Genomic DNA, 15,491 nt, shown 5'->3' on the forward strand with positions numbered 1-15,491 from the left:
CGTCTTGGCCGGGTTCGAGGAACGCTACACCGCCTGGACGAACGCGTCCGGGAACGCCGAGGTCAGTGGGCTGGCCGCCGAATATCGTCACGCGTGCCGCACCATCGGCCGTCGGGTGCGGGTCCACCTGCCCGGGGACCGACTGATGGAGGGCACCGCGACCGGAGTGGACGACCAGGCACGCCTGTTGGTCTCCGGCCCTGCGGGGGAGCAGCGGCTCCATGTCGGCGACGTCGTGCACGTGCGCCCTGGCGACTGAACACGGGGGTTGTCCACAGCCGTCTTTTCGTGTCTCCCACGACGGGTGAGCTTGTGCCATTATCACCGGTATGGCTATCGCGGACCGCTATCTCTCCGACGACGAGGAACTCGTCCACGTCGCGCGCCAGCACTGGACCGTCGTCGCGGGCGAGTTCCTGGTGCTGTTCATCATCCTCGTGGTCGTGGGTACCGCGCTCTTGTTCATCCCCTGGAACGAGGAGTGGAGCCTCATCGCCGGGGGCGGCGTGGTGGCGGTCGGTCTCATCGCCGCGCTGGCCCTTTGGTTCATCCCCATGCTCAAGTGGATGAGCACCGTCTACATCCTCACCAACCGGCGGCTCATGATGCGCGACGGCATCATCTCCAGACAGGGCCGCGACATGCCTCTCACCAGGGTGAACGACGTCTCGTTCAATATCTCGTTGTGGGAACGGATCATGCGGTACGGAACGTTGTCCATTCAGTCGGCGTCCGAGCAGGAGGGCATGGTCCTCCAACGGGTGCCCAAGCCCCAGTGGTTCCAGTCGGAGATCTACCGCCAGGTCAACGCGGCCCAGCGGCCGGAGTACCCCTCCGGGCCTCAGGGCTGACCAACGGTTCCCTCACCCCGGCCCCGGCAGCGGGCTCGGGCGTAGGCTGGAACCGGAGCCAAGGCCGCGCCCGCGGGGCCGGTGCCGTAGAGATCGTTCCTCGCCTGGCGGGGAAGCTCCTGTGAAAGAGAACGTATGCCGTCGCGTCCTGACCCGAAAGCGATCGAGTCCATCCTCCTCGGTGGTGAGGCGGTCTACACCAGGGAACAGGCGATCGAGCTCGCCGGAGCCGATCCCGAGCTCGCCGGTCGCGTCTGGCGAGCCTTGGGCTTTCCCACCCTGGGCGACGATTCGGTGGTCTTCGCCGAGAGCGACGTCGAGGCCCTGCGTATCGCCGGCTCCCTGTTGGAGGGAGGGGTTCTCGACGAGGAGGGCGTGGTCCGTTTCGCTCGGGCGATGGGGCAGACCATGGCCCGGTTGGCCGACTGGCAGACCAGCATCCTCAGCACCCTCATCTTCAAGGAGGGACAGGAGGACCCGATGTCCGGCCCACTGATGAAGCAGGCCAGGGAACTACTGCCGGATGTCGAACGACTGCTGCTGCACATCTGGCGCCGGCAGCTCGCCGCCTCCACCGCGCGCACCCTGGCGGTGATGTCCAACGGCAACGACATAGTCCCGAACTACTATCCGTTGATCGTGGGCTTCGCCGACCTGGTCTCCTTCACCACGCTCAGCCGCGAACTCGACGAGATGGAATTGGCCGGGGTCGTGGAGGGTTTCGAGGCCACCGCCGCCGACATCGTCGCCTCCGGCGGGGGCCGCGTGGTCAAGACCCTCGGTGACGAGGTCCTCTACGTCGCGGACTCCCCACGCCAGGCCGCCGACATCGCGCTACGCCTGGCCTCGGGGGTCAAGACCCACGTCGAGGTCCCGGACGTTCGGGTGGGCGTGGCCTACGGGCCGGTCCTGACCCTGCACGGCGACGTCTTCGGCACGACGGTCAACCGCTCCAGCAGACTCACCTCCTTCGCCCGCCCGGGGACCGTCCTCATCGACGACGCCCTCGCGGAGTGTCTGGAGGACGAGGAAGGGCTCCAGGTGGTCCAGGTCCGCGCCCGGCACGCACACGGTCTGGGCCTCATCCAGCCCTACACCCTGCGCCGTGACTTCGACGCGGGCGGTGCCTGACTCAGGGCCCCTCCTGGCCCCTGAGACGGAGACCAAGCCCGAGGAACGGCGTGTGCGAGCAGGAACCGCGGGATAGGCTCGAGATTCCTACCCGCGAGACGTCAGGTGGTGCGCGCGTGAGTTCCCCGTCCCCCGTCCAGCGGCTACGCACCTCGGGAATCGTCGGTTTCGAGGGCGCCACGTCCAACGTCGAGAACAACGTGTGGATCGTCGGCGACGACGCCACCGCCGTGGTGATCGACGCGGCCCATGACCATGAGCGCATCGCCAGGGGACTGGGCGACCGTGAGCTCATGGCGATCGTGTGCACCCACGGGCACAGTGACCACATCAACGCGGCGGTGGCGCTGGCCGAGCTCACCGACTCCCCTATCCTGTTGCATCCCGACGACGGCGAGCTCTGGCATCGGGAGCACCCCTACCGAGAGCCGGACGCTCCGTTGCTGCACGGTGAGGTGCTGAACGCGGGCGGCATCGAGCTCCACGTCCTGCACACCCCGGGGCACACCCCCGGCGGGGTGGCCTTCCACTCCCCGGAACTGGGGGTGGTGTTCAGTGGTGACACGCTCTTGGACGATGGACCCGGCGCCACCGGTCAACACGCCTCGGACTTTCCGACCATCATCGCTTCCATCCGCGACCACCTCGTCCCGTTGCCAGGGGACACCATCGTGCATCCCGGTCATGGCGAGTCCACCACCATCGCGGAGGCCGCCGCGCACCTGGAGGGCTGGTCCGAGCGGGGCTTTTGAACCCACGGGCGCGACGGTTCGTCCACGGACCCCTCCCGGAGCCACCCGATCAAAGGCGTAGTTCGAACGAGGACGAGGCCTTGACAAGTCCGTTGACCTGAACCTCCACCGGATGTTCCCCCGGGTGGTTAGGTGCGGGTGCTGAGCGGTCGTACCGGGTGTTTCTTCTCCAAGGCCCGCCGTTCCCCGGCGCATAGTTCCACCGTGGTCCACTTGAAGACCTTGCGCCCCCGAGAACCGTCGGCGCGCAGGTGGTGCACGGCGTAGTCGACCACCACCGTGTGCGGACGGGTGTCGGAGTTCTCCAGCTCCACGCGGACCGACAAGACCCGACCCAGGTCCAGTGACTGGGGGCTCAGGCTCAGGCCGTGGGCCAGGACGTGCTCGCCGCCGGTGGCGCCGAGTAGTGCCAGGGCCCGTTGGTCACCCTCCTTGACCAGGGTGCGCAGAGCGTGCCGCACCGTCCAGGCGGTCTCGGGCGTGGGACTGTCCCGGGTCCATCGTTCGGCCAGGTCCAAGACCAGCTCGGGGTGTTCACGGGCGATGTCGTTGAGGTTGTTGGCCACCGACGTGCGTACGTACTTGGAGGTATCGCTGCGCAGGTGCTCCAGTACCTCCAGGACCGGGGTGGGGTCGGCGACGAACTCGGGGAGTCGGCGTGCCCACGGCAGACGGGGACGGATGCCCTCACTCGCGAACCGACGCACGTGGGGATCGGGGTCCAGGGCACAGGCGCGCATCAACGCCATGGTGGGTTCGTAGTGTTCCTGAACGAAGGGACGCACGGCGTACTCGCCGGTGTGCCGTTTGGTGATCTCCACCAGGGCCGGCAGTGAGGCGTCCGGGTGCTTCAGCCCGTACTCCTCCACGAACCGGGCCACCGCCATCAGGTGGAAGCCCTCGTTGAAGATGCCGGCGTCCTCGCTCAAGGGTTCCCTTAGGGAGGCAACCAGCACGGCGACGGCGTCCGGATAGTGCTCGGGAAGCCGATCACGCAGGCCCTGGGCCATGACCAGGACCCGGTCCTTGAGCTCCAACGGGCCGACCCGGCGGTCGACCTCGGCGGCGTAGGAATCCACGTCGAAGTCGGGGTGCACCGCCTGGATCGACTCGCCGAGCCTTCGTGCCGCCGATCCATCGAAGTATTCCTTGAGGCTGTACTCACCGGCCATGTCCGCTTTACTCCTGCCATCGACTGGGGGAGGGAAAAACTATCCCGGACCTACGACGAAGTCGAGGGTTCCCAGAATCCATGGCGAAAACGACTTACTTTTCCCTTTCCATGACGTGGTGGGAAATGGCTCTGCCGATCGGTCCTCAATGGTGCGGACTCCCGACTTCGGTCGTGGGGAAGTCAACCGTGGCGGCTTCGAGGGATCGGGGGTGTCAGGGCGTGGGCAGGTCGACGAGGCCTCGCACGTCGTCCTGCGGGGTCCGAACCCCCAATAGGGACAGGCGTCGCAGATGCGCACCGTACCCGAAGTGGTACTCCACCACCTCCTGGCCCAGCGCGACCCGTCGGGCGTAGCGTTCCTCGTCCGCCATCAGCGCCGCGACCTCGGTCCGAACCCCCGCGGGGTCGGTGTAGATCGCCGCATCCCCGAACACCGGCCGAAAAGATTTCGGCAACAGGGTCGGGATCCCCGCCGCGAGCGCTTCCAAAGGCGCCCGACCGAACGGTTCCAGGTGCCCCTGCCGGGTGAAGTACACGTACACGTCCAATCCGTGCAGGAAATCGCGGGCCGGCATCGAATCGAAGGGGTGCACCTGCCAGTTCGAGGGGAGTCCCCCGAGCATCTTCTCCGGGACGCTCGCCCCACCCAGGACCCGGGTCTGCCAACCCGGTTCCTGGGGGTAGGCGGCCCGCAGCACCTCCGGGGTGTCGGGCCACTTGTCCCTGTGATCGCGTGAGTGCCGCCCCAGCAGCGTGCGCCCGTCCGGGGCGCGCCGGGTGTCGCGCCGCCACGCGGGTACGTCGATGACGTTCAGCCAGTCCTGGTCGGCCAGGGTGACCCCGAAGGACGCGGCCGCGTCCAGCTCCGCCGCGTGCGCGCCGACCATGGCCTCACGGACCCGTGGGCTGATCGGGTACCACTGGTGTTCACCGAGCATCCGTCCGAACCCCTCCGCGCACCGGGTCAGGTTCCAGGCTTCGTTGTCGAGAAGCTCCTGCGTCCCATAGCAACGGTCCGGCGTCTGGTTGAGGATCACCACCGAGCGGGCCGCCTCGATCCGAGGCAGATCGTCCATGACGCGCTCACCGATGCGAGGCACGCGGACGACCAGCAGGTCACAGCTGACCCGTTCGTCTGGAGAGACGAATCGGACCAGGTCGCCGTCGACGGCGGCCAAGATCTTGGGATTCACGCCCTGGGCCAGACCCCAGGCACGCACCGGGTGGTGTACCAGCCCGGTGCGCAGTCCGGCGCGCCGTTGAGCGGTGATCTCCTGGAGGTTGCTGCTCGTGCTACCTCCGGGCAGTCGGAAGTCGGACAGGATGATGACGTCGAAATGGAGTTCGCGGCGATTGCGGTTCCGCCCCAGGGCGACTCGGCGCGGTACTCCCGTGGCCTCCCGTGAGGCCCGTGGCGCCGCCAGATCCGCCAGGTGGGCGTGCTCCCGTGCGCGGCCGACCTCCCCGGCCGCCGTGTACCAGTTGGCCAGGCACCGATGGGACTCCGAACGCACCTCCTCGGCCACGCCCACGTCCGACCCAAGCTCGCGCAAACGCTTCAGGCCATCCTCGGAGAAACCGCACCACAGCAGGTCCTGGGCCCGCCGCAGAGGGTCGCTGCCCCGTGGAGCCGCGGAGGCGGAGCGTTCTCGTTCCTCCAGTTCCCGCTGCTCCTTCTGGTCCCGTAGGCACTCCCGCAACATCGAACGTGCCTCGGTCGCCTGACGGCGCGCGAGGCTCCATTCCTCCTCTTGGGAGGCGGCGATCCTTCCCACGTCCTCACTCAGCCGGGTCAACGACCCGGTCGCGCGGCGCCGGAGGTTCTCCACCAGCGCGCCGATCACCAGCACGGCCCCGGCCAAGGCGACGAAGGCGACCACCAGCCCGACCCGGGGCGGGAGGAACGCGATGACCAGGGCGATGATCCCCACCGCCGCCACCGCGACGTACTTGCGCGGAAACGCTGTGGCTCCCATGAACGATCCCTGAGCCCTTCCCTGAAGAACGAGTGTTCGCACTCAGGTTCACCCATGGAGGGCGGCCGGGCCCGGAAACCGGGTTCGAGGGAGATTCCTCTGTTTATCGGGCGGGATCGCCACCCCCGGAGGGAGAGGGACGCCCGTCATCGCCCCGAACCGGTCGGCCCGCGTCCACGGAGGAGATCAGGACCTCCAGATCGGGACCCAAGTCCTCGGGGGACATCGCCAGTAGGTACTCGTTCAGATGGCGGCGGAAGGCCTCCGCCGAGTGGGAGGGCTCCACGTCCTTGCGTCGGGCCACGGCCACGGTGCGCAGCAGTCGAGGCCGGGTCAGGGGGGTACCGCGCAGACCGGGACGGTTGCGCAGCACCATGCTCGGTACCACCGCCAACCCCAGGCCGGCCTCCACGAACCGCAGCACCGCGTCCATCTCCCCGCCCTCCACGGCCAACTCCGGCTCGAAGCCGGCCGCCCGGCAGGCGCGCAGGGTCGCCTCCCGAACGTCGTACCCCCTGCGGAACATCACCAGGGGGCGTCCCCGGAGTTCGGTGATGCGGATCGAGGCGCGCCCGTTCGGTGAGGGACGGGAGGTCGGGCTGACCACCACGAGGTTCTCGCGCAGGATCGGAGTGGTGGAGAAGTCCGGATCACTGCTGTGCAAGGGGAGGATGATCAGGGCCATGTCCAACTCGCCGCGGCCCAGGTTCCGGATGAGGTCGCGGGAACCGCTCTCCTCCACGTGGAGTTCGATGCCGGGGAAACGGGTATGGAAATCGGCGAGTACATCGGCCAGCAGCCCCGCGCACAGAGACGGGGTGGCTCCCAGACGGACCCGACCACGACGCACGCCGGCCAATTCCGCCACCTCTCGGCGGGCCGTTTCCAGATCGGTGAGGATGCGTTGGGCGAGTGGAAGTAGTGCCTCACCCGCTGGTGTGAGTGTGATGTTTCCCCGGGCACGACTGAATAACGGCGCGCCCAACTCGCGCTCAAGGCTCCGAATCTGTTTGCTCAAACTCGGCTGGGCGACGCGTGAAAGCTCGGCTGCACGGGTGAAATGGCGCGTGCGGGCCACAGCGACGAAGTACGCGAGCTGTTGGAACTGCATGCTCCATAGCCTAAGGCTATGGACACCAGGGTCCTGATGACTTGGACGACAGACTTAACCCGAAATTAAAGTGGCAGGCTGTGGCGAACAGTACCTTGACCAAGAAGCGGTCTACGGCCTACGGATCCACGGTGGCGCTGAAGGCAGCGATGGCGACCTCCGGTGCGATCCTCGTGCTGTATTTGATCGCGCACATGTACGGCAACCTGAAAGTCTTCTCGGGCCAGGAGGCCTTCGACGGATACGCCCACAGCCTCCGCGAGCTGGGCTACCCGATGCTGCCCGAGAACGGCTTCCTGTGGGTCTTTCGGATCGTTCTCCTCGCGAGCGTCCTGATCCACATCTACTCGGCCGTGGCGCTGTGGGCTCGGGCTCGCAGGGCTCGCCCGGCCTCCCAGCGCTACCAGGTGAAGAAGCGGGTGCACCGCACCTACGCCTCCTACACCATGCGCTGGGGCGGCGTGTTGATCGCGCTCTTCGTGATCTTCCACATCCTGCACCTGACGGTGAACGTCATCGCGCCGGGTGGTGCGTCCGACAGCCCCTACGAGCGGCTCGTGAACGGGTTCCAGCCCCAGTTCTGGTTCGTGACCCTGTTCTACGTCGCCGCCGTCGTCGCCGTGGGCTTTCACCTGCGGCACGGCATCTGGAGCGGTCTGGCCACGCTCGGCGTCAACCAGGCTCGGCGGCAGCCCGTGCTGAACTCGATCGCCACGGTGATCGCTCTGGTCGTGACCGTCGGATTCGTGCTTCCGCCCCTGGCGATCACCTTTGGACTGGTGGGTTAATTGTCTGACATCGACCTTTACACCGAGGGCGCCCCGATTCGGGACGAGAAGGCCCCCGAGGGCCCGATCAACGAACGTTGGGACAAGCGCCGTTTCTCGGCCAAGCTGGTCAATCCCGCGAACCGGCGCAAGCTCTCCGTCATCATCGTCGGCACCGGTCTGGCCGGTGCCTCCGCTGCGGCGACCCTGGGCGAGGCCGGCTACAACGTCTCCTCGTTCTGCTACCAGGACAGCCCTCGGCGCGCGCACTCCATCGCCGCGCAGGGTGGCATCAACGCCGCGAAGAACTACCGCAACGACGGTGACAGCATCCACCGTCTGTTCTACGACACGGTCAAGGGCGGCGACTTCCGCTCCCGCGAGTCGAACGTCTACCGTCTGGCACAGACCAGTGTCGAGATCATCGACCAGTGCGTGGCCCAAGGGGTTCCCTTCGCCCGCGAGTACGGTGGTCTGCTCGACAACCGTTCCTTCGGTGGTGTGCAGGTCTCCCGCACCTTCTACGCCCGAGGCCAGACGGGTCAGCAGCTGTTGATCGGTGCCTACCAGGCGCAGGAACGGCAGATCGCCGCCGGCACCGTCAAGATGTACACCCGCCACGAGATGCTCGAACTCGTCATCGTGGACGGCAAGGCCCGCGGCATCATCGCCCGAGACATGGTCACCGGCGCGGTCGAGACGCACTTCGCCGACGCCGTGGTCCTGGCCACCGGTGGTTACGGCAACGTGTTCTTCCTGTCCACCAACGCGATGGGCTCGAACGTCACCGCCGCCTGGCGTGCGCACCGCAAGGGCGCCTACTTCGCCAACCCCTGCTACACGCAGATCCACCCGACCTGCATCCCGGTCAGCGGCGACTACCAGTCCAAGCTGACCCTGATGAGCGAGTCGCTCCGTAACGACGGTCGGATCTGGGTGCCCAAGAAGGGCGGTGACGACCGCGACCCGAGGCAGATCCCCGAGGACGAGCGCGACTACTACCTGGAGCGCATCTACCCGTCCTTCGGCAACCTGGTGCCGCGTGACATCGCTTCCCGTGCCGCCAAGAACGTCTGTGACGAGGGCCGGGGCGTCGGTCCCGGTGGTCTGGGCGTGTACCTGGACTTCGCGGCCGCCATCGAGCGCATGGGCCGGGACGCCGTCGAGGCCAAGTACGGCAACCTGTTCGACATGTACCAGCGCATCACCGGTGAGAACCCGTACGAGGTTCCGATGCGCATCTACCCGGCGGTGCACTACACCATGGGTGGCCTGTGGGTCGACTACGACCTGCAGAGCACCATTCCGGGCCTGTTCGTGACCGGTGAGGCCAACTTCTCCGATCACGGCGCCAACCGCTTGGGCGCCAGCGCGCTGATGCAAGGACTGGCGGACGGTTACTTCGTCCTGCCGAACACCATCAACGACTACCTGGCGGACGGCCCCTTCGAGCAGGTCGACGAGAACCACCCCGAGGCCGTCAAGGCCAAGGAGGAGGTCACCTCTCGACTCGACAAGCTGCTCTCCATCAACGGCTCCCGCACCGTCGACTCCTTCCACAAGGAGCTCGGCCACATCATGTGGGACTACTGCGGCATGGAGCGCAACGAGGAGGGCCTGCGCAAGGCCATCGGGCTCATTCGCGAGCTGCGCGCCGAGTTCTGGCGCGACGTCAAGGTGCTCGGTGTCAACGAGGAGCTCAACCAGGCCCTGGAGAAGGCCCACCGCGTGGCCGACTTCCTGGAGCTCGGCGAGCTCATGTGCATCGACGCCCTGCACCGCCGCGAGTCCTGCGGTGGCCACTTCCGCTCCGAGAGCCAGACCGAGGACGGTGAGGCGCTGCGTCACGACGACGAGTTCGCCTACGTCGCGGCCTGGGAGTTCGGTGGCGTTGACAGCAAGCCCGTACTCCACAAGGAAGCTTTGGAGTACGAGTACGTCGAGATGAAGCAGCGGAGTTACAAGTGAACATCACCCTGCGCGTTTGGCGCCAGAAGGGCCGTGACGACGAAGGCCGGATGGTCACGTACAAGCTCACGGACGTCTCGCCGGACATGTCCTTCCTCGAGATGCTCGACGTTCTCAACGAGAAGCTCACGCTGGAGAACGAGGACCCGGTCGCCTTCGACCACGACTGCCGTGAGGGCATCTGTGGTGCCTGTGGTGTCGTGATCGACGGCGAGGCCCATGGTCCCGAGCGCACCACCACCTGCCAGCTGCACATGCGCAGCTTCAAGGACGGGGACACCATCACGGTCGAGCCGTGGCGGGCCAAGGCCTTCCCGGTCGTGAAGGACCTGGTCGTGGACCGGAGTTCGTTCGACCGCATCATCCAGGCCGGTGGCTACATCAGCGCGCCCACGGGTACCGCCCCGGACGCGCACGCCAACCCGATCCCGAAGCCGGACGCCGACCGCGCGTTCGACGCCGCGACCTGCATCGGTTGTGGCGCCTGCGTGGCGGCCTGCCCGAACGCTTCCAGCATGCTGTTCACCGCCTCGAAGGTCACCCACCTCGGTATGCTCCCGCAGGGGCAGCCGGAGCGGGCCTCTCGCGTGGTGCGGATGATCAACCAGCAGGACGAAGAGGACTTCGGCGGCTGCACCAACATCGGTGAGTGCGCCGCGGTCTGCCCGAAGGGCATCCCGTTGGACACCATCTCCCAGCTCAACCGCGACCTGCTGGGCTCGCTCGGCAAGGGCATCGGATAGTTTCCGACCCCGGTCGCACCAGGGGCCGTCTTCCACGAGGGAGGCGGCCCCTTCGCGCCTCCGAGGTCAGGGGCGAAGCAGGGCACGCAAAAGATCGGCGATCTTTGGGACGTCGACGATCTCACCGGTCGTCACCGCGACGACCGGCTCGTAGGCGGCGTCGGTGCCGGGTGCGCCGACCTTCTCGCCGTTGTAGCGCAGGAAGGCCTTGCCACTGGTCCAGGCGAGGCGTTTGTCGCCGTCCGACAGCGGGCGACCGATGAGAAGTGACTGCATCAGGGCTGCGGCCTTCTCCCACAGGTCGGGGTAGGCGTCCTCTGCGAAAGCGGTCGTCTGTGGTCGTAGCGTGGCCGCTTGGAGTTGGCCATGGTCCCTGATGGTCACGGTTCAGGGTAGGACTTCCTCGATGATCGCGAACAGGTCGGCCCTGGTGAGATATGCCGTCATTCGCCCAACCTCGCCAAAAGCGCGGCGTCCTCCTTCGCGATTTCCCTGGCGACCTCGCGCACTCTCGCCGTCTGTCGCCGCGCCAGGTAGTCGGAGATCGCGGTGACGGCTTCCGTGTTGACGCTGTTGCCATCTTCTTCGGCGGCCTGTTTGAGCTGGGCGTGGACGTCGTCGGGAAGTCGAAGGTGCATGTTCATGCCTTGATGATGCCGAAAACCGGTATCGTCCGGCGGTCTTGTTTCGGATCAGACGGGATGTTCTCCGGAGCGCTCAGGAGGCGGGGCGGAGCAGGAAGCGAGTGGTGCCGATGCCCTCATGGGGGATCTCGTGCACGAGGCGGAAGCCGAAGTGTTCGTAGAACCCTACGGCCTCCTCATCGAGGGTCTGGGTGAACACCGCGAGCCCCTGGGCGTCGGCCTCGTCCAGCCCGGAGGTGAGCAGGGTCCCGGCCACACCGGTGCCCGCCACACTCGGATCCACGCCCAAGGCGGCCAGGTACAGGTGGGGTTCCTGCGGGGCCGCCATCTTCCACTCCGCGAACATCCGGACGAAGGCGGCCACCCGACCACGGCCGAGCAGGCCGACCCAGTGCGGCCAGGTGCGAGGCGACACCAGGGGCCCCTCGGGGTTGCTCGTGGGAGGCGCCCACAGGGCCGCTCCGCGCACGATCGGGGGAGCGTCGATGGAATCGGCCAGATCGGCCACCCGGGTGTCCCCGAAGGGCACGTAGCCGAACCCGGCGGTCAACGCGAAGAAGCGGCGGACCTGGGCCATGCGCGCTTCGTGTTCGGGGAAGAGCCAGGGGAAGAGCGGGTCGTCGTGGAGCGAGCGGCTGAGGACCCGCGCGACGTCGGGAACGTCGTCGATGGTGGCGGCGCGAGCGGCGGAGGTGACGATCAGGCTCATCCTCGTTGCTTCCTACTGGTAGGGGCGGCGGATGCGCCCATGTTAGATCACGGAAACATCACGGTGTCGGTGTGGTCGTGGTTCCGGCGGGTTGCCCGAAGACGTGGGCTCGGACCCAGGCGTGCATGGCCACCGCCGCCGCAGCCCCGGCGTTGATCGACCGGGTCGAACCGAACTGGGCGATCGACAGCACGGCCGCGCACACTCGCCGAACCTCTTCGGACAGCCCCGGACCCTCCTGTCCGAACACCAGCACGGCGTTACGCGGCAGTGGATAGGTCTCCAGGGGGACGGCACCGGGCAGGTTGTCCACCCCGACCAGCACCAGGTCGCGTTCGGCGGCCCAGGCCACCAGCGACTCGGTGTCCGAATGGTGGTGCACGTGCTGGTAGCGATCGGTCACCATGGCGCCTCGACGGTTCCACCGGCGCTTGCCCACGATGTGCACGGCCGCGCAACCGAAGGCGTTGGCGGTGCGTACCACCGACCCGATGTTGAAGTCGTGCGACCAGTTCTCCACGGCCACGTGGAAGTCGTGGCGAACCTTGTCCAGGTCGGCGATGATCGCCTCACGTCGCCAGTACCGGTAGCGGTCGACCACGTTGCGCCGGTCACCGCCGGCGAGCAGTTCGGGATCGTAGTGGTCGCCTTCGGGCCAAGGGCCGGGCCAGGGGCCCACACCCACCTCACGTGCCTCGTCCTCGGCGTTGACGGGTGTGATGGTGATCGTCGGTGCCGCCTCGGGGGCGAAATGCTCGTTCATCGCCTCCAGGATACGAACGGCCCGTGCCCGGACGGTCCGGCGCGGAACCCGTCCCCGGCGGTCGAGGGTCCCTCTCAGAAACGAATGTCTCCGTGGAAGTCGCGTCCCTGGAAGACCCTGGCGTTGTCGCCCACGTTGCCATGGATCTGGTTGTTGACCGTGCCGTCGCCCTCTTGAACGACCTCGGAACGTAGCTCGTGCAGGAGCCGACCGATCTTTGGGTCCTGTGAAGCGGCCCGTTCCAGGTGCTTCGTGGCGTCGGCCAGGGCCTCGGCGTCGCCGCTGTCCAAGCGAAGATCCTCCAGGGCCTCCTGGGCTTCGGGAGTCGAGCGAAACCGTTTGTTGACGGCCTTGTACAGGGACTTGAACACGGCTACCGCGCCCTCACCGAGGGCCTCACTGATCTTGGTGCTCGATCCGGTGGCCAGGGCGGTGACGATGGCTGCGGTGATGGGGTCGGACACGAGGGCCTCCTCACGACGGGGGTGCATACCCCAGTCTCGTCCCTCAGTCCGTCGCCTGTCGCCTCTTTCGCGACACCAACAGTGCGATCACACGCCAACCGAGCATGGTCGCCGCCAGGAACAGGGAGGTCACCAAGGCGAAGGAGAGGGGCGCCCCTTCCCCGCTGAGCAGGCGCAACGGCATCGTGCCCACCACGGTCACCGCCCACACGAGCACCCCGGTCGGCCAGATCCGGCCAGGAGAGCGCCACGCCAAGGTGACGGCCCAACCCAGGGCGAGGGCGACCAGGAACGGCCACGCGGTCGCGGCCACCGCGGTCGGCTCCAGGCCGGTCGCGTGGTCGGCCTTGCCCACGAGGACGAAGGCGAGCACGCAGATCAGGTCGATGGCCAAGGCCAAGAGTGGGGTGTACGAACGCATGAGCCCAGGTTATGCCCGTCCTTGGCGGCCCTCTCGGCGGGCCCGAACGCGGGGCCAGGCCCGCGAAAAGCCCGTAGCCATCGGAGATCTCGCGAACCAGCGGTCGGTTGGACGCGTCCGAGCCATTGGACCGGCACCGCTCGTATCCGCTCGCTCTCGTCACACGGCGATCCATACCGCCACCCTCGTGAACAGGAAGCTCCTATGTTCTCTGACCCCTATCCGGGCCTGGGCCGTGATCACCTGCCTCCCGGGGTCGCCCCGCTCGGTCGGAAGGACCCACAGACGGCGGGCCCCTACCGGATCATGGGCCGCATCGCCCGGGACGCCGCGGGTTCGATCCTGCTGGGGGTGGACGACCAGGGCGCCCCGGCGCGGATCCGTCTGTTTCCGGCCGACCTCGCCGACGCTCCGGACGTGCGGGCGGGCCTCACCGCGGAGGTCGGCCGTCTGCTCCGAGGCCGGGCCGTGTGCGCCGCCGCCTACCTGGGTTCGGAGGTGCGAGCCCCCGAACCCTGGCTGGCCACCGAGTACGTGCCCGGGCGGACATTGGCCGAACACGTCACCGAGCACGGGCGATTGACCGGAGGGCTGCTGACCTGCCTGGCGGTGGGGCTGGCCGAGGCGCTGGCCGCCGGACACGCCCTGGGCGGCACCCACTCGGCCCTGGACCCGAGCAAGGTCGTCCTGTCCCCACGAGGGCCCAAGGTAGTGGACTTCGGCGTTTCTCGGGTGACGGGGAAGGCGATCGGGGACCGGCGATGGGCCGCTCCCGAACAGCGGGTGGACGGTGCGCGGGTCACCGGATACGCCGACGTGTTCGCCTGGGGGAACCTGGTGCGCTTCGCGGCCACGGGCTGGGAACCCTCCGGAGAGGTCACCGCCGAGCCGGATCCGGGCGCGGTGCCCGAACCACTGGCGTCGCTGGTCCGTCGGGCCTTGGTGGAGGAACCGGAGCAACGACCCACCGCACTCGAACTGCTGGAGGAGCTCACCGAGGGGAAGGGATCGGACCTCGCCTCGGCGGTCTCCGACCTCTTGGCCACCGAGTGGGGTGGAGTGAGCGCACCCGAGCCTCGCCGAACACGCCGCTCCTACACACCCTTGCTGGTCTCCGGCGTCGCGGTGGTGTTGGTCGCCGCTCTGGTCGGTGGATGGCTGGTGTTCCGTCCGTCTCAGGGGACGAGCGAGATCGCGAACGGGGGTGAGGTGGCGGCGGGAACGGACGCCGAAGGGGCGGAGGAGGAACCCTCCGGGCCGATCATCGCCGAGGATCCCGAGGAGATCGACGCGGTGGTGGCCCAGGCGGTCGAACTCGCCCTGGAAGCGTCCAGCTTCACCACCTTCGAGCATCAGCACATCAACCACGTCGGTGACACGACCCCGGTGCACTACCTGCAAACCACAGAACCGGAGCCGGCCATCTTTCGGGCCGCCTACCTTGGACCGGTCGGTTCCGGGGCCATAGCGATGGGGGCGGACTTCGAAGAGTTCGTGTACGTCCGAGAGAACCCGGTACCTCCCGACTGGGAGATCGAACGCGGGTACTACCGTGATGCCGAGCCGGGGGCCGAACCTCTCGCTCACCCCCGCCAGGAGTGGGAAGGGCTGATCGATGAGATCTCCCGCGTTCTGAACATGGCCGACCTCACCTATGAAGGGACCGGCACGGCCCCCACCGAACACCTTCCCCCGGAGATCCTCGGGGACGGCGACCTCACGGACCGTACCGGGCATCGCTACACGGCCGCCTACATCGAGAAGGGCTACCGCGACTTCGGTGACGTGGAGGCGTTCGTGGAGTTCTGGGTCGACGAGGACGGCTACCCGATGCACTTCGACCGGACCGTGTGGCCCGGCCAGGTCTCCGCGGAGAGCGGCGAACCCATGGAGTTCGGCCACCTGGTGGAGTTCGCCCGTTTCAACGAACCGGTCGATCTCCACGTCCCCACCGAGGACGAGATCCTGCCCGAACCCCCCGGTTTTTGATCGGCGGGCCTTTGACGAGCAGGTCTTG

16 protein-coding genes and 1 pseudogene are annotated in these 15,491 nt (G+C 67.5%); 8 read left to right on the forward strand and 9 right to left on the reverse strand.

The window, feature by feature from the left end:
• From D472_RS24880 to D472_RS0105370, 4 genes and pseudogenes are all read left to right on the forward strand, one after another.
• Nucleotides 1-259: pseudogene (locus D472_RS24880) on the forward strand (biotin--[acetyl-CoA-carboxylase] ligase); the annotation flags it as partial.
• A 70-nt stretch (nt 260-329) separates the two neighbouring features.
• Nucleotides 330-851: a PH domain-containing protein gene (locus D472_RS0105360; protein WP_017603475.1), complete on the forward strand. Its 522-nt coding sequence runs from the start codon at nt 330-332 to the stop codon at nt 849-851.
• A 135-nt stretch (nt 852-986) separates the two neighbouring features.
• Nucleotides 987-1,982 carry an adenylate/guanylate cyclase domain-containing protein gene (locus D472_RS0105365; protein ID WP_017603476.1) on the forward strand — a complete coding sequence of 332 codons (996 nt, stop codon included), beginning with the start codon at nt 987-989 and terminating at the stop codon, nt 1,980-1,982.
• A gap of 116 nt (nt 1,983-2,098) precedes the next feature.
• The gene (locus D472_RS0105370; RefSeq protein WP_017603477.1) at nt 2,099-2,734 is read left to right on the forward strand and encodes an MBL fold metallo-hydrolase; all 636 of its coding nucleotides are present in this window, start codon (nt 2,099-2,101) and stop codon (nt 2,732-2,734) included.
• 128 nt (nt 2,735-2,862) lie between these two features.
• On the opposite strand, the gene D472_RS26620 is transcribed toward D472_RS0105370, so the two are convergent.
• The 3 genes from D472_RS26620 to D472_RS0105385 all read right to left on the reverse strand — a co-directional run bounded on the left by D472_RS26620 (nt 2,863) and on the right by D472_RS0105385 (nt 6,995).
• Entirely contained in the window at nt 2,863-3,906 is a 1,044-nt protein-coding gene (locus tag D472_RS26620) for a hypothetical protein (RefSeq protein WP_017603478.1), read from the reverse strand.
• A gap of 214 nt (nt 3,907-4,120) precedes the next feature.
• Nucleotides 4,121-5,884 (reverse strand): glycosyltransferase family protein, encoded by a 1,764-nt coding sequence (locus tag D472_RS0105380; RefSeq protein WP_017603479.1) that lies wholly within the window; start codon nt 5,882-5,884, stop codon nt 4,121-4,123.
• A 103-nt stretch (nt 5,885-5,987) separates the two neighbouring features.
• Entirely contained in the window at nt 5,988-6,995 is a 1,008-nt protein-coding gene (locus D472_RS0105385) for a LysR family transcriptional regulator (RefSeq protein WP_017603480.1), read from the reverse strand.
• Nucleotides 6,996-7,126: 131 nt separating this feature from the next.
• Between D472_RS0105385 and D472_RS0105390 the strand changes: the two genes are divergently transcribed.
• The 3 genes from D472_RS0105390 to D472_RS0105400 are packed head-to-tail and all read left to right on the forward strand — an operon-like array spanning nt 7,127 to nt 10,473.
• Nucleotides 7,127-7,783: a succinate dehydrogenase cytochrome b subunit gene (locus tag D472_RS0105390; protein ID WP_083903392.1), complete on the forward strand. Its 657-nt coding sequence runs from the start codon at nt 7,127-7,129 to the stop codon at nt 7,781-7,783.
• A complete protein-coding gene (locus tag D472_RS0105395) occupies nt 7,784-9,730 on the forward strand; it encodes a fumarate reductase/succinate dehydrogenase flavoprotein subunit (protein WP_017603482.1) in 1,947 nt (648 codons plus the stop codon).
• The gene (locus tag D472_RS0105400) at nt 9,727-10,473 is read left to right on the forward strand and encodes a succinate dehydrogenase/fumarate reductase iron-sulfur subunit (protein ID WP_017603483.1); all 747 of its coding nucleotides are present in this window, start codon (nt 9,727-9,729) and stop codon (nt 10,471-10,473) included. The genes D472_RS0105395 and D472_RS0105400 overlap by 4 nt, the downstream gene beginning before the upstream one ends.
• A 66-nt stretch (nt 10,474-10,539) precedes the next feature.
• On the opposite strand, the gene D472_RS24890 is transcribed toward D472_RS0105400, so the two are convergent.
• The 6 genes from D472_RS24890 to D472_RS0105430 form a co-directional block, all read right to left on the reverse strand.
• Nucleotides 10,540-10,857 (reverse strand): type II toxin-antitoxin system death-on-curing family toxin, encoded by a 318-nt coding sequence (locus tag D472_RS24890; protein WP_017603484.1) that lies wholly within the window; start codon nt 10,855-10,857, stop codon nt 10,540-10,542.
• Nucleotides 10,858-10,916: 59 nt separating this feature from the next.
• Nucleotides 10,917-11,117: an Arc family DNA-binding protein gene (locus D472_RS0105410; RefSeq protein ID WP_017603485.1), complete on the reverse strand. Its 201-nt coding sequence runs from the start codon at nt 11,115-11,117 to the stop codon at nt 10,917-10,919.
• A 73-nt stretch (nt 11,118-11,190) separates the two neighbouring features.
• On the reverse strand, nt 11,191-11,826 hold the full coding sequence (locus D472_RS0105415; protein WP_017603486.1) for a GNAT family N-acetyltransferase: 636 nt from the start codon (nt 11,824-11,826) through the stop codon (nt 11,191-11,193).
• A gap of 58 nt (nt 11,827-11,884) precedes the next feature.
• Complete coding sequence (locus D472_RS0105420; protein WP_017603487.1) at nt 11,885-12,589, reverse strand: TrmH family RNA methyltransferase; 705 nt, start codon at nt 12,587-12,589, stop codon at nt 11,885-11,887.
• A gap of 74 nt (nt 12,590-12,663) precedes the next feature.
• Nucleotides 12,664-13,053 carry a hypothetical protein gene (locus D472_RS0105425; protein WP_026117410.1) on the reverse strand — a complete coding sequence of 130 codons (390 nt, stop codon included), beginning with the start codon at nt 13,051-13,053 and terminating at the stop codon, nt 12,664-12,666.
• Between the two features lie 43 nt (nt 13,054-13,096).
• Nucleotides 13,097-13,474 (reverse strand): DUF3054 domain-containing protein, encoded by a 378-nt coding sequence (locus D472_RS0105430; protein WP_017603489.1) that lies wholly within the window; start codon nt 13,472-13,474, stop codon nt 13,097-13,099.
• Between the two features lie 204 nt (nt 13,475-13,678).
• Here D472_RS0105430 and D472_RS0105435 point away from each other — a divergent pair, with 204 nt between their 5' ends.
• The gene (locus D472_RS0105435; protein WP_026117411.1) at nt 13,679-15,463 is read left to right on the forward strand and encodes a serine/threonine protein kinase; all 1,785 of its coding nucleotides are present in this window, start codon (nt 13,679-13,681) and stop codon (nt 15,461-15,463) included.
• The last annotated feature ends 28 nt before the right edge of the window (nt 15,464-15,491 follow it).

The sequence above is a fragment of the Nocardiopsis alkaliphila YIM 80379 genome (assembly GCF_000341005.1).
Taxonomy (GTDB): Bacteria; Actinomycetota; Actinomycetes; order Streptosporangiales; family Streptosporangiaceae; genus Nocardiopsis; species Nocardiopsis alkaliphila.

Bases quoted from the DNA above. Each gene is read 5' to 3' on its own strand.
- D472_RS0105380 (WP_017603479.1), bottom strand. From the start codon at position 5,884: ATGGGAGCCACAGCGTTTCCGCGCAAGTACGTCGCGGTGGCGGCGGTG.
- D472_RS0105385 (WP_017603480.1), bottom strand. From the start codon at position 6,995: ATGCAGTTCCAACAGCTCGCGTACTTCGTCGCTGTGGCCCGCACGCGC.
- D472_RS0105430 (WP_017603489.1), bottom strand. From the start codon at position 13,474: ATGCGTTCGTACACCCCACTCTTGGCCTTGGCCATCGACCTGATCTGC.
- D472_RS0105410 (WP_017603485.1), bottom strand. From the start codon at position 11,117: ATGAACATGCACCTTCGACTTCCCGACGACGTCCACGCCCAGCTCAAA.
- D472_RS0105415 (WP_017603486.1), bottom strand. From the start codon at position 11,826: ATGAGCCTGATCGTCACCTCCGCCGCTCGCGCCGCCACCATCGACGAC.
- D472_RS0105420 (WP_017603487.1), bottom strand. From the start codon at position 12,589: ATGAACGAGCATTTCGCCCCCGAGGCGGCACCGACGATCACCATCACA.
- D472_RS0105360 (WP_017603475.1), top strand. From the start codon at position 330: ATGGCTATCGCGGACCGCTATCTCTCCGACGACGAGGAACTCGTCCAC.
- D472_RS26620 (WP_017603478.1), bottom strand. From the start codon at position 3,906: ATGGCCGGTGAGTACAGCCTCAAGGAATACTTCGATGGATCGGCGGCA.
- D472_RS0105435 (WP_026117411.1), top strand. From the start codon at position 13,679: ATGTTCTCTGACCCCTATCCGGGCCTGGGCCGTGATCACCTGCCTCCC.
- D472_RS0105365 (WP_017603476.1), top strand. From the start codon at position 987: ATGCCGTCGCGTCCTGACCCGAAAGCGATCGAGTCCATCCTCCTCGGT.